The 14,212-nt window shown below is 58.1% G+C and carries 12 protein-coding genes; 1 reads left to right on the forward strand and 11 read right to left on the reverse strand.

The genetic code is table 11. The features are described from left to right. Positions 1–57: 57 nt before the first annotated feature. Together AM218_RS06290 and mnmA are read right to left on the reverse strand one after the other, a co-directional pair. Positions 58–774, reverse strand: coding sequence for a hypothetical protein (locus AM218_RS06290; protein ID WP_157547546.1), 717 nt, complete (start codon positions 772–774; stop codon positions 58–60). Beyond that, the gene (gene mnmA, locus AM218_RS06295; RefSeq protein WP_071843714.1) at positions 771–1,919 is read right to left on the reverse strand and encodes a tRNA 2-thiouridine(34) synthase MnmA; all 1,149 of its coding nucleotides are present in this window, start codon (positions 1,917–1,919) and stop codon (positions 771–773) included. The genes AM218_RS06290 and mnmA overlap by 4 nt, the downstream gene beginning before the upstream one ends. Before the next feature lie 240 nt (positions 1,920–2,159). Here mnmA and AM218_RS06300 point away from each other — a divergent pair, with 240 nt between their 5' ends. Next, positions 2,160–2,780, forward strand: coding sequence for a beta/alpha barrel domain-containing protein (locus tag AM218_RS06300; RefSeq protein ID WP_054412891.1), 621 nt, complete (start codon positions 2,160–2,162; stop codon positions 2,778–2,780). A gap of 10 nt (positions 2,781–2,790) precedes the next feature. On the opposite strand, the gene AM218_RS06305 is transcribed toward AM218_RS06300, so the two are convergent. The 9 genes from AM218_RS06305 to AM218_RS06345 form a co-directional block, all read right to left on the reverse strand. Next, positions 2,791–3,621, reverse strand: coding sequence for a maleylpyruvate isomerase N-terminal domain-containing protein (locus AM218_RS06305; RefSeq protein ID WP_054412893.1), 831 nt, complete (start codon positions 3,619–3,621; stop codon positions 2,791–2,793). A gap of 12 nt (positions 3,622–3,633) precedes the next feature. Further along, positions 3,634–4,296 (reverse strand): tRNA (guanosine(46)-N7)-methyltransferase TrmB, encoded by a 663-nt coding sequence (trmB, locus tag AM218_RS06310; protein ID WP_054412895.1) that lies wholly within the window; start codon positions 4,294–4,296, stop codon positions 3,634–3,636. Positions 4,297–4,357: 61 nt separating this feature from the next. Further along, positions 4,358–5,662, reverse strand: a complete 1,305-nt coding sequence (locus tag AM218_RS06315) for a bifunctional folylpolyglutamate synthase/dihydrofolate synthase (RefSeq protein ID WP_054412897.1) — start codon at positions 5,660–5,662, stop codon at positions 4,358–4,360. Positions 5,663–5,794: 132 nt separating this feature from the next. Continuing rightward, positions 5,795–6,670, reverse strand: coding sequence for a hypothetical protein (locus AM218_RS06320; protein WP_054412900.1), 876 nt, complete (start codon positions 6,668–6,670; stop codon positions 5,795–5,797). A gap of 155 nt (positions 6,671–6,825) precedes the next feature. Continuing rightward, the gene (locus AM218_RS06325) at positions 6,826–7,245 is read right to left on the reverse strand and encodes an ExbD/TolR family protein (protein ID WP_054412901.1); all 420 of its coding nucleotides are present in this window, start codon (positions 7,243–7,245) and stop codon (positions 6,826–6,828) included. Between the two features lie 95 nt (positions 7,246–7,340). Further along, entirely contained in the window at positions 7,341–8,030 is a 690-nt protein-coding gene (locus AM218_RS06330) for a MotA/TolQ/ExbB proton channel family protein (protein WP_054412903.1), read from the reverse strand. A 1-nt stretch (position 8,031) separates the two neighbouring features. Continuing rightward, a complete protein-coding gene (locus tag AM218_RS06335; protein ID WP_082318095.1) occupies positions 8,032–9,183 on the reverse strand; it encodes an HU domain-containing protein in 1,152 nt (383 codons plus the stop codon). After that, a complete protein-coding gene (locus AM218_RS06340; RefSeq protein ID WP_054412907.1) occupies positions 9,173–10,870 on the reverse strand; it encodes a TonB-dependent receptor in 1,698 nt (565 codons plus the stop codon). Before AM218_RS06340 ends, AM218_RS06335 begins: the two co-directional genes overlap by 11 nt. A 75-nt stretch (positions 10,871–10,945) precedes the next feature. Next, positions 10,946–14,140, reverse strand: coding sequence for a tetratricopeptide repeat protein (locus AM218_RS06345; protein ID WP_054412909.1), 3,195 nt, complete (start codon positions 14,138–14,140; stop codon positions 10,946–10,948). Positions 14,141–14,212 lie beyond the last annotated feature (72 nt).

Below are 14,212 nucleotides of genomic sequence, written 5' to 3' on the forward strand. Positions count from 1 at the left end.
AAAGATCAACAGCTACTCAATCAACACCAACCCCGCAAAAAGGCTGCAGACCGGGGCCTACAACTTACCCGATTCCAGCAGGGTTTCGCGGTGCTCGCGCCCGGCCAGAATATAGCCGGATCCTACCTGACAGCCCTGCCCTGTGGTGCTGCCGTCGCAGTAAATAAACCGCCTGGTTTCCCGGAATACGGGGCCTTCGTTGCGGGCATATACCTGTTTGCGCTGGGTGAGGTAGTACAGGTTATTCTCCACGTCGTCCAGCGTAGTGAGGGTTTCGGCGTATTCCTTGTCGCCAGCCTTGAAGGGCTTACCCACGTTTTGGTATTGACGACCCACAGTATCCAGAGCGGCAAAGGCGTAGGGGTTCCAACGCCTGCCTTCGCGCACCGGGAATACCAGCTCTACCGTGCGGCGGTTGCCGCGCAGCAGCTGCAGGCTCTGGCTGGTGGGCGTGAGCACAAACACGCTGTCATCGGCCCACTCTTCAGCAGCTTTTTCCCGGCGGGAGCGCACAATTCGGTAGCTCAGCAGGCCCGCGGCATCGGTAAAGGTGTCCTCAATTCGTTCGCGCAGCTGGTACTGGGTGGTGGTGGCTACGTTATCATCCCAGATAACATCTTCAGCGGCAAAGGTGCGGTAGGTGCCGGTGGCCACCGGGTAATATTCCTTACCCAGTGGCGCCGGGGCCTCCGTTTCCTTTTTGCAACTGACGACCACTCCAACCAACAGCACTGCCCAGCGGGCGCGCCGCTGCATACTTACGAATTGAGTCATGAGGTAGCTATAATATCTTCTGTGGCAACGGGCACCACATCCATAACATGCCGTTCTATCCAGCCGCCGCCCAGCACATCATTGCCATCATAGAAAACGGCAGCTTGCCCGGGAGTTACCGCATGAACGGGTTCTTCGAAATATACTCGAATTTTATCACCAATCTGTTCTAAAAATGCCGGCGCGCCGTCATGGTTATAGCGGATTTTGGTACGGCTCGGCACCAGGCCCATCCCTTCCAGGGAGGCATGCTTGCCCATGTTGAGCTTGCCTACCACCGTAGCGGTGCTGGCCAGCTCATCAAAGTTGCCTAATACCACCTGGTTGGTCTCGGGCCGGATTTCTGTGACGTATACCGGGAAGCCCAGGGCTACACCCAGCCCTTTGCGCTGGCCAATGGTGTAGAACGGATAGCCTTCATGCTTGCCTACTACGGTTCCGTCGCGCATCACAAACTCGCCCCCGGCCACGCGCTCCTCCAGGCCCGGCACGCGGCGGCGCAGGAAGCCCCGGTAGTCGTTGTCGGGAATAAAGCAGATTTCGTAGCTCTCGGGCTTGTTGACCAGCTCCGTGAAGCCCCGCTCCCGGGCCATGTCATAGATTTCGGTTTTGCGCAGGCTGCCCAGCGGGAACATGGTGCGCGACAGGCTCTCCTGACTAACACCCCAGATGGCGTAGCTCTGGTCTTTGTTCTCGTCGATGCCCTTGCTTACCACATAGCGGCCGTTTTCCAGGCGCACGTTGGCATAGTGGCCGGTGGCAATAAACTCGCAGCCCAGTTGGTCGGCGCGGCGCAGCAGGGCATCCCACTTAATGTGGGTGTTGCACAGCACGCAGGGGTTGGGCGTGCGGCCGGCCAGGTATTCATCCGTAAAGTTGCTGATGACGAAGTCGCCGAATTCTTCGCGAATATCAATAATGTAGTGGGGGAAGCCCAGGTCCACGGCAATCTGCCGGGCGTCGTTGATGCTGTCCAGGGAGCAGCAGCCGGTTTCTTTCTTGCTGCCGCCCGCCGAGGCGTAATCCCAGGTTTTCATGGTCATGCCAACCACTTCATAGCCTTGCTCGTGCAGCAGTACCGCTGCCACGGAGCTGTCGATGCCGCCGCTCATGGCTACCAGCACCCGTCCTTTCGTTGTGTTCATACGTGAATCAAATTGCGCCCGAAGCGTGAAAGGTTCCGGCCGAATAAACAAAGGTACGGACTTCCCCTGTACGTACCTCTGCTTCCGGTAAAGCCTGCTGTATAGAGGAGCTTAAATTATCATTGGCCCGAATTTGTTGGACTATCACCCAAACCAATTTCACCAGGTTTCGGATATTGCAGCGGCAAACCCGCTATTTGGCTTCTGCCGCTTCCTCTCTGCTCTGCTAGTTTCTTCCTTATGTCTCTGATTACGTCCGTGCTGGTGCGCGGTATCAATAACCTGTCTGATGCGCGCTACTGCGCCGGAATGGGTGCCGATTACCTGACTTTTAACCTCGACCCTGCATTGCCCGCTCACCTTGCCCCGGAGACGGTGAAAGAGCTTAGTGGCTGGGTGGCTGGCATTAAGCTGGTGGGCGAATTCAGCACTCTGCCCGTACCGGAAATCAATGCCATAGCCCGGGAATGCGGCCTGAGCTATGTGCTGCTCACCCGCATACGCTCCACCGAGGAGCTGGCCGGGCTGGAGCTGCCCGTGTTGCAGGTGATGAACTGGATACCGGATATGGTACCCGAAGATGTGGATATGCGCTTTAAGCAGCTAAAAGGGCAAGTGGCGGGGTATGTACTGCCCACTATCCCACCCCAGCCGCTCACCGCAAACCAGCTGGCGCATCTGACTGAGCAGGCCCGCACCTACCCTATCTGGCTGGCCGCGGGCTTTGCCACCGGCAACCTGCGCGAGCTGCTGAACACCATACATCCGGCCGGCATTGTGCTGCAAGGCGGCGACGAAATAAAGCCCGGCCTGCGCGACTTCTCCGAAATGGAAGCCGTGTTTGAAGAGCTGGAAGACTAACCCAGCCGCCTTAGGCCATAACCGTTAACAGGCTAAAGAGCGGCTCGGCCAGGCGTGCCTCGCCGGAGGTGTGCACGTGCGACTCAGCAAGAGTGCGCGGCAGACTATTGGTAAAGAGCCGCCAGGCCACGGCGCCAGCCAGCGTAATGTGCGTGGTAGGCGGCTGGGCATTGCCAGGTGCTTCCAGCTTCCACGCTTGGGACAGCCGGCGCAGCTGCCAGTGCCCGCCGCCTTCTCCCGTTACCGTAATCAAGACGGTAGCACCTTCTCCCGCTTCTGTATTGCGGTAATGATGCGGTAGCGCCCGCAGGCAGGTATCCAGAAAAGGATAGTATAATTCAGCGGTGAGTAAGGCAGCCTCCTGCCCCACGGCCTGCCGTATTTGCTGCTGATGATGCCACTTCTCGGTGTACTCGCGCGCCGTGTGAAACCAGTTGGCCGACTGCTCTTCCCCGGCCCAGGCCACGGAAAATACCGCTGGCGCCTGGGGATCCAGCGAGGCTAGGTACTGATTGTACTCGGGGCCGGAAAGCGCCAGCAGCCAGGTAATAACCGCCGGACTCAGGCGCTGGCCGGCGGCCACCCAGTCGGCGTTCAGCTGATTCAGAAAAGTAACTACATCGGCATAGCTCCCACTGGCCGGCGCCTGCCCGAAATAGCCGTCGCGCAGCATGGAGAGCGTGCGCAGGTTGCCATCCAGCAGGTGCAGCGCCACGTCGCGCACGCGCCAGGCCGGGGCCAAGGTAGGCCGTTCCCAGTCCTCGGGCTTCAGACTGCGCAGCAGCGTGAGCAGCTTTTCGTCGAGCAGGGGCAGCAAGTGCACGGTGTGGAGGGGAGCCATTAGCAGCAGAAGTTAGCTAAGCCGGAATTGCAGGTATTTGATGGGGATATTGCTGGCACGGTACCGGCCTTCAAAGTGCGTCTGAATATCCTCCGCGTGCGGCAGAAGCTCGGGCGTGGCATACAGGTCCTTGGTTTGGGCCAGGATGGTAGCCCCGGGGCGGGCCAGCACGGTTTCCAGAGTGTAATCATACAAGGCCTCGCTGTCCGTTTTAAGGTGCACCAGGCCACCCGGGCGCAGCACCTCCTGATACAGATTCAGGTAGCGCGGGGCGGTAAGCCGGCGCTTAATATCCCGGTCGCGCGGCCGCGGGTCAGGAAACGTTATCCATATTTCACTTAGCTCGCCGGGCGCAAAATGCTCGGTCAGGGTTTGGGCCTGGGTGCGCAGGAAGCCCACGTTCGTCAGGCCCAGGTCGCGGGCGCGGGTGCTGCCGCGCCATATTCTTTCTCCCTTTATATCGAGCCCCAGAAAATTGCGCTCCGGGTAGCGCTGGGCCAGGCCAACGGTGTACTCGCCTTTGCCGCAACCCATTTCCAGGGTAATAGGTTGGCTGGCGGGGAAAAAGGCCTCGTTCCACTGGCCGGCCAGTTGCAGGTAGGTTTCCTTCCCCGGCTCCACAATTTCGGCGCGGGTAGCATTTTCAGCGAAGCGTACTAGTTTGATTCTACTCACAAAAACTAAAAAGAGTGGCGCCCAGGGCGCAGTTGAAGTTAGAGGTGAAAGGGGCTTCTGCTCAGGCAAACAAGTCGTCAATCTCCGCTACCACAAAGGTACTGCCGCCAATAAAGACCACATCATCGGGCCCGGCCGCAGCGCGCGCAGCCTGCACCGCCTGCATCACCGATCCAAATACTCCCCCTGAAAGCCCCACTCCCGCAGCCAGCGTGGAAAGCTCGGCGGCTGGCAAAGCTCGGGGAATGGCCGCCTGGCAAAAATAGTAGATAGCCTCCTTGGGCAATAATGCCAGCATGGCAGCTACATCTTTATCCGCTACCGTGCCCAGTACTATGTGCAGCCGGTGGTAGCTTAAGCGGCGCAGCTGAGCCACTACTGAGCGAATGCCGGCTTCGTTATGGCCCGTATCACAGACCACCAGCGGGCGTTGTCCCAGAATCTGCCAGCGGCCCCGGAACCCGGTCAGGCGCCGTACATTACGCAGCCCTTCCTGCAGCGCCTCCTCAGTAATCTGAAAACCTTGTTCCCGCAGTTGGTCCACGACGGCCAACACGCCGGGCAGGTTGTAACGCTGGTAGTCGCCAACCAGACCTATGGTTAACTCCCGGGCTGGCTCACCCATCTTTTGTACCCGCACCAGTTGTTCTTCCGCATCGGCCGGCGTTTCACCTATTGTCTCCACCCGATAAACTTCATCGGCAAAAACCAGGGGCGCCTGCACGGCCGAGGCGTATTGCTCAAACACGGCCCGCACTTCCGGCTGGGTCTGGCTGATAACCACCGGTACCCCTGGCTTGATGATGCCGGCCTTTTCGGCCGCAATTTCCGGCAGGGTATTGCCCAGCAGTGCCTGGTGGTCGAAGCTGATATTGGTAATGAGCGACACCAGCGGCGTGATGATATTTGTAGAGTCTAGCCGGCCACCCAGCCCTACTTCGATGATGGCAATATCTACCTGCTCATCGGCAAAATACTCGTAGGCCAATGCTACCGTCATTTCAAAGAACGACGGCTTAATGTGCTCAAACAGCGGCTTCCAACGGGCCACCCATTGCACCAGGTACTCCGGCGTAAGGTCCTGCCCGTTGATTTTGATGCGCTCCGTAAACTCACGCAAATGCGGCGAGGTGTACAGGCCCACCTTGTAGCCTGCGGCCTGCAGCACGGCCGCCAGCCAGTTAGAGGAGCTGCCCTTGCCATTGGTACCAGCCACATGCACCGAGCGAAATTTCCGCTCCGGGTTGCCCAAGGCGGCGGCCAGCGCCTCAGTGTTAGCCAGATTTTTGGTGATGGCCGCGGCGCCTACCCGCTGAAACATGGGTAACTGAGCGTATAAATAGGCCAGCGTTTCCTGATAATCCATACGCGTTGGGTTTGCCCTCACCCCGGGTAGCAAAAGCTACAGCCTTGGGTAGCGGCGAAATATTCTGCAAAAGAAAGCCGCCGGCAGGAATATCCCGCCGGCGGCTCGTTTATTTATATTAAGGCAGTAATATTATTTTACAGTGAAGCGGAATGTGGCAAAACCAGTAGCGCCACCAACAGCGGAAGTTGTCCGGCGGAAAGTTGATTTAAACAGGGCATCGCGGCAAATTTTTTCCTGAGTTGGCGAGACGTTTCCCGAAACTTTAGTTACTGATTCTACCTCCCCATCTTCATTGATTTTTATTTTAAATCGGATACTGCCCGAGCTGTTGTCTATAAGTGGAACTGAAGGCCGGTCTTCTAAAGCCCATCCAGCCATATCTACTCCAATTCCGCCACCACTGCCACCACCACTACCGGGCGTGCCATACAGCGCTTTGGCATCCAGGGAGCCATTCGGGTCGCCCTGGTCACCTACTGAGCCGGGCTTGTCGCCGTTGTTGTTGCCGGTGGGCGTATTGCTGGTGCCGTTCTGGCCGTTGCCACCACCGGCAGTACTGCCTTTGGGGGTGTAGAGCGTACGGGGCTTTTCTGCGGGCTTCGGCGTTTCGCGCACGGGCTCCGGACGGGAAGGAGCAGGGTTTTCCACCGGTGGTATTTTCACCGGGCTTTCCTCGGCTTCGCTGGTTACAATCTTTTCCTGAGCCGCGGGCTGCGGCTCGGGTTCGGCGGCCGTGCGGGCCGGCTGCGGCGTAGGGTCCGGACGGGCTGCCGGTGGGCGGCTGTCCTCGCGGTTTTTCGATTCGTTGGCCGGGGCCATGCTCTGGATGTCGCCGGAGCCAGCTTCATCAATACCGTAGTTCAGCTCTACGCCGCCACCGCCAATTTCAGTGAGAGGCGGATCAGGACCTTTAAAGATGGTAAAGATGAAGAACGCCCCTAACAGGGCATGAAATACCACCGTGCCAATGAGCGCCTCGCGCTTATGTTCCTCGCGGTATTCCATGGTTCGTTTCTTTTGTTGGCGTTGACTGATGATGGGCCAAGCCGTATTATTTGGTGCCTATTGTTCGGTTAACAGTCCCGGTTGGATTCGGGGTTCGGCGGTGGACATTTTTATCATGCCTGCCTTCCGAAAGTCTTTACCAAAAACCAACCCAATTACTTGCCGCCACTTTGCTGGGCTTGGGTGGCCATCACCATTTTCACTTTAAGTCGATTCCCGATTTCCAGAATATCGACCAGCTTCTGCACATTCAGGGAAGAATCCACACGCAGAACAACGGTGGGCTCAATGCTTTTATCGAGGCCGGCAATGCGCTGGGCCAGGGCCTGCTCCAGGGTGGCTGAAGTAACGGGCTGGCGGTCCAGGAAATACTGGCCCTGGGCATCCACCGAAATGTTGATGGTCTGCTTCATTACTGCCTTGCCGGAGCGGGCATTGGGCAGCATCAGCTTAATCACATTGGGGTTCACCATGGTGCTCACAATCAAAAAGAACAGCATCAGGAAGAACATGATGTCGTTCATCGAGCTGGTCTCGACGTGCGAGGAAAGCTTACGGCGCCGGCTTAAATCCATTTCAGTTACCAGTTGCCAGTTACCAGTTGTCAGCCGTGAGTTGCCGTGGAGTTAATTACCCCAACCGCAATTCACCGCTGACAACCGGTTTCTGATTAATTATCCTGCAGAATGTCCATGAACTCGATGGCCGAGTTCTCCATGCGGAACACCAGCCGCTCTACCATGATGCTCAGCCAGTGGTAGCCTACGTGGGCAATGATACCCACAATAAGGCCCGCCGCGGAGGTTACCATTTTGGTGTACAGACCGCCCGAAATCTGGGCGATACCAAAGTCGCCGGTGGCGCTGATGGCGTAGAAAATCTTGATTACGCCGATGATAGTACCTACGAAACCCAGCATGGGCGCGATACCGGCAATAATGCCCAGGATGCTGATGTTCTTCTCCAGGCGGGCAATTTCAATTTTGCCTACGTTTTCTACGCTGGCTTCAATGTCTTTCAGGGGCAGACCAATGCGGCGGATACCCTTTTCAATCATGCGGGCCAGTGGCGAAGGGTTCTGGGCACAGAGCATTTTAGCGCCCTGCAGATCCCCTTTCACCATCAGATTACGGATGCCATTCATGAACGACTCCGGGTTAACGGCGGCCCGACGAATGGTGATGTACCGCTCGATGATGATGTACACCGAAATAACCGACAGGATAAACAACGGAATCATGATCCAGCCCCCTTTCAGGATCAGATCAATCAGCGAGAGGTCGGAATCAGCAGCGGTGGTGGGTAGCGCGGTAGCGGTATCAGCAGCGGTGGTGGTAATCTGCAGGAGGAATGGCGTCATGCTAATAGTTGGTGGCCAGAATGTCGTTGCCGAATTTCTTACGCAGCGTGGGTAGGCTGCTCTTTGCCGAAGCCTTATCGGCGAAATCGGCTACGGAAATGCGGTAGTAACGGGTACCCTGCACGAAGCGGTTGCCGCGGCGGGGCGTCAGCAGCTTCACGGTAATGCCTTTGCTCACGTACTGCTTGCGGAGCTGCTCGGCAGCCTTGGCGTTGGTTAGCGCAGCCGTCACCACGTACCAACGGTTGGTGATGGTGGAAATTGTGGCGGAGCTAACTGGTTGGGCTGCTTTTGCAACCGACACGGGCTTTACTGTAGAAGTTGCAGCAACAGGAGCTGGAGCTTTAGCCGGTGCAGGAGTCACTTCCGGTTTTGCTGCGGGCAGTGCCACCTCTGCTACGGGCTCGGTCACCTGCTGGTCATCCCAACTGGTTTGGGCCAGCGCAGCCTGTTGGCGCAGCACAGGAGCCGGAGTTTCCACGGGAACCTGCGCTACTGCCTCCGTAGAGAACTGCAGGCTGGCGGGCAGATAATCGAAGCGCTGGGCCAGCATGTAGTTAGCCGACAGCACCAGGCCGGAAACCACCACGGCAGCCAACGTATTGAACACGCGCTTGCCCATCCGGCGGCGCGTGGCGGCCAGCATAGGCACCACCTCGGTGGGTCGCTCCCGGGCAATCAGGGCATCGGTAGCGCGCACGGGGCGCGAGAGCAGCTCCGGCAGGCCGTAGCTGGCCGACAGCAGATTTTGCGTGCCGGTGTATTCGAAATCTAGACCACGGCCGGCAGCGTACCGGAAAATTCCGATACCGGGAAGCTCAGTCCGGTGGTTTTCGGCCAGCTCGCTCTGCAAACGGGCTACGGCGTCGCGCACCATCTGGCGGGCCTGGGCTGATGAGATGTTGAGCGTGTTGCTCAGGGCATCTACCAGCAAACCATCGTTGCGGGTAAGGGCCTGGTTAAAGGCTACCCTCTTGTCCGGCGGAGCCAGCGTGTGGCGCACCGGGTGAATGTGGGCAGGAGAATAGTCGGAAATGAGTCCCCCGAAATCGGGAATGATAACGCAGTCGTGCTCGCGCAACAAGGCGCGGATGTGGTCGGATAGCTGCAAGGGACGGTGGCTTGGTGCGGGTAGCAAAAGGTTAAAACTCATAGGTAACCCCCGCCAGCACGTTCACGCCTTTCACCGGATAGTACAGGAAACGCTCATATTTACGTCCCAGCAGGTTGTTGCCTAAAGCAAATATTGACAGATTTTCCGAAAAACGGTAATCCGCCCGCAGATTAAGGTCAATTACACTGTCCGTGGCCTTGGGAGCCAGATGGTCTGCCGTTGCACCGGGGTCGAAGGTTCCGGGGATGAATTCTGAGCCAAAACTGGAGCTGAGCGTGTAGAGTTGGGCGCCCAGCAACAGCTTCTCATCCATGTTATAGGTTCCGAAAACCGAGCCCTGAAAGGCAGGCCGGTGGTAGGCTTTCTCCAGGGAGTGCACCTTGTAGCCATTATAGTCGCCTTTGAAGCCCAGGCGGAAACGTTCGGCGGCATTATACAGCACCTCGCCGTGCACGTTCAGCAGCTGCGTCGATTTCCGGTCGTACACCAGATCAAAGCGGCTTTGGTCGCGCAGGGAGTTGTTGTAGAAATAGAGGTTCTGATCCTGAGCTACCGTTACTTTGGCATTCACTTCCAGCGCGCGCACCGGCGAGGCGTTGAAGCCAAAGAACAGCGAGGGGCCGCGGTGCGTGTCGGCTACGCGCTGGTTGCGGCCCAGCCAGGGGTTTTCGGTGCTCAGGTCGTACATGGTTACGCGCTGCAGCCCGCCGCCCAGGCCGGCATACACCACAAACTTGTCTTCGGCTACGGTGTAGCCCAGGCGCACGGCCGGGTTCACGCTAAGCTGCTTCACTGTGCCAATAGTGTCGCCGGTGTAGCCGATGGTAGCGCCCAGGGAAATATCCAGCCGGTCCAGGTCTACCTCAAAGGCGGGCGTTACCTGCACATAAGGGCGGCTTACCGTCAGAGAGTCTTTGTAAGAGATAAACGAGGCGTCGCCGTTGATGGCTACGCGGGTGTTTTCCGAGAGGTAGTACTTGGATTGCAGGCCCACCAGGAAGTTGCTTTCGCGGGCTTCCAGGTTGTCTTTCCAGAAATTGAAGCCGGCGCTCAGGTCATACTGAAACTGGGCATCGGCCGCCCGGTTGCGCAGGTACACTTTGGCCGCGGCGCGGTTGAAGGCGTGCTTGAGCGAGTCGGCATCGGGGCGGTCATTCTGAGCTTTATAGCCGTAGAAATTGTAACGCTCATGACCCAGATCCAGGCTGCCGCCCAGGGTAAGCGGGCCGCTGTAGGTTTCCCCATTCAGCCCTAAGCTACTTTGGCTGCTGCCCGAGTTTTTGCCGTCTACCGGGCCCTTGGCCGAGGAAATATGACTCAGGTTTACCCCGTAGGAAGCGGCGTTATCCCGGGTGTTGTGCAGGTAAAGCTTGCCGTACAGTGAGCCGTAGTTGCCAAGGGCTGCCTTGGCATAGTTACCCAGCAGCGGGGCCAGTTCTTCCTGCTTAATGGTGAGCACCCGCACCGATGGGTTCAGGTTGTTGGAAGGCAGCTGGAAGTCCTGGAAGGAGTACTTCACCTGCTGGTCGCCTTTCGCCGGCGGCTCAATTTTGATCTTATCGAAATTCCGGGTGGCCTCGGGCAGCTGATTTACCCGCTCCTTCACGATTTCAATTTCTGCGTCTTCAATCTTGCCGCGGGTGGTCTGCGCCCACAGGGTACGGGGCGCGGCACTGGCCGCCAGCACGGCAGCAAGGGCAAGAATCTGAGGAGAGCGAAGCGTCATATAGTTGGGGTTGATGCAGACAGAAGCCGTACTCCGCTCCTGCCGAACCATGGGTAATGCGTTTGAATAACCGGCTTACTGTTCATCGGAATTGGCGGGCGTGGCCGTGGAGTCCGTGGGCGTCTCGGTCAGGGAGTTTTTCAGCGGTGTGCGTTTGCCCGTTGTGGCTGGCTTGCTGGTGGCGGGGGTTTTACCGGTGCTGGCCTTGGCTGGAGGGGTTTTGGCGGGCGCAGCCGGAGCGGTACCACTGTCCAGTGCAGCAAGCCGTTGTTTAGCTCCTTCAATGATTTCCGGCACCGGGAATTTATTGTCGATGATGGAGTTCAGCGTAGCTTTTGCCTGGAAGGTTTCGCCCTGCGCCGTGTAGATATCGGCAATCAGCAGGAACGAGCGGCCCTGCCACAGCTCATAGTTGGAGAAGCTGGAGTTGCTCTTGTAGGCAGCATCCAAAGCGGCATCATACTTCTGTTGCTTGAACAGCACTTCCGCCAGCAGGTACTGTGCTTCGGCCCCAATTTCATCGGTGGCAGTGCCGGCGGCTTTGCCCAGCTCCGTTACGGCCTGGTCCAGGTTGCCGGCTTTGTAGCTGGCTTTGCCCAGATACAGCAGCGCCGAGTTGGTAGCATTCAGCGAGGCATTGCCCATGGCCTGCAGCTCTTCAGCAGTGCGGCGCGTGGCAGCGTAGTCACCGCTCTCGTAGTAGCTCTTCATCAGCCCCAGCGCAGCATTGGCAATTTCGCGCTTGCTCTGCGACACTTCCCGCAGCCGTGCGTAGTACTTGATGGCCTCAGAGTAGTTCTTGTTCTCGAACTCCAGCTCGGCTACCCGGCCAATGGCGCGGTTCAGAAACTCTGATTTTCCTTCTTCCACCACCGCACGCAGTCGGGGCAACGCCAGGTCCTTCTTGCCGGTCTTCAGGTAAGAGTCGGCCAGGAAGTAGCGCCCATCCGCCGACAGCGCATTGCCGGGGTATTGCTTCAGATAAGCATCCAGCTTGGGAATGGCCAGCTCGTACTTTTCAGCGAGGTACAAAGACTTTGCCGCCTCAAACTCCACGCTTTCCACTGCGGCGTCATTGGGGTTTTGCTGCTTGTAGCGGGCCAGGTAGCTGTCAAACTCCTCCGACTGCCCCAGCGCCGTGAGCGACTGCTGCAGGGAATAGATGGCGCTGCTGGCGGCTTTGCTGCGCGGATACTGGTCCAGCACCCGTTTGAAATCGGCTACGGCTTTATCATGCTGGTCCAGGTTGGCGTAGGCTACTCCGCGCTTTTGCAACGTGGTAGGTACCAGCGGGCTGTTGGGGCGGTTGTCCAGCAGGCGCGTGAAGCCGGCCACCGCCGCCTGGTAGTTACCACCCTGGAATTCTAAATCAGCCTGCTGATACACCGCGTCATCGGCGTAGCGGGAGCTGGGTGCGGTTTTCAGGAGCGTGGCCAGCGTGCTGGCGGCCTCGTCGCGGCGGCCCATCAGCCCCAGCGTTACGCTCTTTTGGTAGTAGGCGTAGTCCTTATCAGCCGCGTTGGCATTGATGACCTTATTATAGCCATCCAGCGCCTGCTGGTAGCTTTTGGCTATGTAGTTAATGTCGGCAAGGCGCAGTACTACGTCGTAGAAATTGGGGTCAGAAGGCTTAGCCTGCGCATCGCTCAGGTAGGCCTGAAACTGCGGGCGAGCGCGCTCATACTGTTTGGTGTTGTAGTAGGCGTAGCCCAGGCCGTAGCGGGCCTGCTGGTCGAGGGTGGTTTTGGCGGCGGGGCCGCTGGCGGCAGTGCGCAGCGCGGCGGTGTAGCTGGTAATGGCCGGCTGATACTGCTGTCCCACGCTGTACAAATCTCCCTGCAACACCTGCGCGGCAGCCTGCAAGGCATCGTCCTGCGGGTATTTCAGGGACTTTTCTACCAAGGGCAGGGCCTCGTTGTAGCGGGTGTTGTTGTAGAGCGTGGCCGCCTGGTAATAGGCCACGCGCTGGTAGGTGGCGTTCAGCTTGCTACTGCGGTTGTCCAGCCCCTCCAGGTAGTTCAGGGCCTGCGCGTAGTCGTTGGAGTTCAGGAAACTCTCGCTCAGGATATCATCGGCCGCCGGGGCATTCTTGGAGCGGGGGAATTTCTTGTTGAAATCCTTCAGCGCCGCAATAACCTCCGCCGAGTTGCCTAGCTCGTAATTCAGCTGCGCATATTTCAGCGTGGCATTTTCGGTGATGTTCTTATCGAAATTCTGCTTGCGCGCAGCATCAAAAGAGTTTAGGGCCAGCTGCTTCTGGTTGGTTTGCATGTAGCTCAAACCAAGGTGGTAGGCGGCATTCTGACCGAGGGAGTCGCGGCGGGCGGCCACGCCTTTCAGGCTGCCAATGGCGCCTTTGTAGTCGCCCATCTTGTAGTTGGCAAAGCCCACTTTGTACTGCACTTCTGGCTCAATGCGCTTACGTCCGTTAGCGTAGCGGTCAAAGTACTCAGCAGCCTGCTTGTAATCCTTCTTTTGATAGTAGGCATCCCCTACCAGCAGCTGAATTTCATCGGCGCTTTGTGGCAGTGGCGTTTGGGCCAGGGCTTTGGTACCGTAGCTGATGAGGCCATCCAGGTCGCCTTCTTTGTAGTAAATCTGCGTCATCACGGCCGGCACCACGGGGCGGTAGGCGTCGTTTTCCTCGGCCACGGCCAGGTCTTTGCGTGCGCCGGCAAAGTCGTTGTTCAGGTAGGCCAGGTAGCCGGCGTAGTAGCTGCTGGCGTAGCGGTACTGGTGGTTGCCCTGCTTGTTGCGGTCAAAGAGCAGGCGGGCTTTATCAAACTGCTTCTGGGCAAAATAGCTGTATCCCAGTTTAAACTCCGACTCGGCGCGCTGGTCCGCCGATAGGTTATCCGGCCCTACCTTCTGCAGGTACTCAATGGCCTTGGGGTAGTTTTTCTTATCGAAGTAGAATTTGCCCAGCTCAAAAAATGCTACGGCCGCCTTTGGGTGGGCTGGATTGCGGGCGGCAAAGGCCAGAATGCGGCCTTCAGCATCAGGATGCAGCAGATACAGGCCCGACACGGCGTAGTAGTACTCGGCATCGGTGGTGCGGTCCTGCTGGTCGCCGGTGCGGCGCTGAGTCAGCTCCAGGTAATGCTGGAAAGCAACCTGGGCGGCGCCATACTTGGCGCGGTCGAAAAGCTCCAGGCCTTCCTGAAAGTAGCGTTCATCGTTGGCGAAAACCTGCGTCTGCTGGGCCTGAGCCGCTAGCGGGGCCGCCGTGCCAAGGGCAGCAGCCAGTACAATCCGGTTTATAAACTTCATTGCGGGTCGTTACGGGAGACGGCCTCCAAAGGCCGCATATGGCCAAAAGTAGCGAAAAGTTTACGGCGGGTT

This window comes from Hymenobacter sp. DG25A (genome assembly GCF_001280305.1).
GTDB lineage: Bacteria > Bacteroidota > Bacteroidia > Cytophagales > Hymenobacteraceae > Hymenobacter.

Excerpts from the sequence above, each read along its gene's own strand:
- AM218_RS06320 (WP_054412900.1), bottom strand. The coding sequence starts at position 6,670 with ATGGAATACCGCGAGGAACATAAGCGCGAGGCGCTCATTGGCACGGTG.
- AM218_RS06315 (WP_054412897.1), bottom strand. The coding sequence starts at position 5,662 with ATGGATTATCAGGAAACGCTGGCCTATTTATACGCTCAGTTACCCATG.
- mnmA (WP_071843714.1), bottom strand. The coding sequence starts at position 1,919 with ATGAACACAACGAAAGGACGGGTGCTGGTAGCCATGAGCGGCGGCATC.
- AM218_RS06345 (WP_054412909.1), bottom strand. The coding sequence starts at position 14,140 with ATGAAGTTTATAAACCGGATTGTACTGGCTGCTGCCCTTGGCACGGCG.
- AM218_RS06305 (WP_054412893.1), bottom strand. The coding sequence starts at position 3,621 with ATGGCTCCCCTCCACACCGTGCACTTGCTGCCCCTGCTCGACGAAAAG.
- AM218_RS06335 (WP_082318095.1), bottom strand. The coding sequence starts at position 9,183 with ATGAGTTTTAACCTTTTGCTACCCGCACCAAGCCACCGTCCCTTGCAG.
- AM218_RS06300 (WP_054412891.1), top strand. The coding sequence starts at position 2,160 with ATGTCTCTGATTACGTCCGTGCTGGTGCGCGGTATCAATAACCTGTCT.
- AM218_RS06340 (WP_054412907.1), bottom strand. The coding sequence starts at position 10,870 with ATGACGCTTCGCTCTCCTCAGATTCTTGCCCTTGCTGCCGTGCTGGCG.
- AM218_RS06290 (WP_157547546.1), bottom strand. The coding sequence starts at position 774 with ATGACTCAATTCGTAAGTATGCAGCGGCGCGCCCGCTGGGCAGTGCTG.
- AM218_RS06325 (WP_054412901.1), bottom strand. The coding sequence starts at position 7,245 with ATGGATTTAAGCCGGCGCCGTAAGCTTTCCTCGCACGTCGAGACCAGC.
- AM218_RS06330 (WP_054412903.1), bottom strand. The coding sequence starts at position 8,030 with ATGACGCCATTCCTCCTGCAGATTACCACCACCGCTGCTGATACCGCT.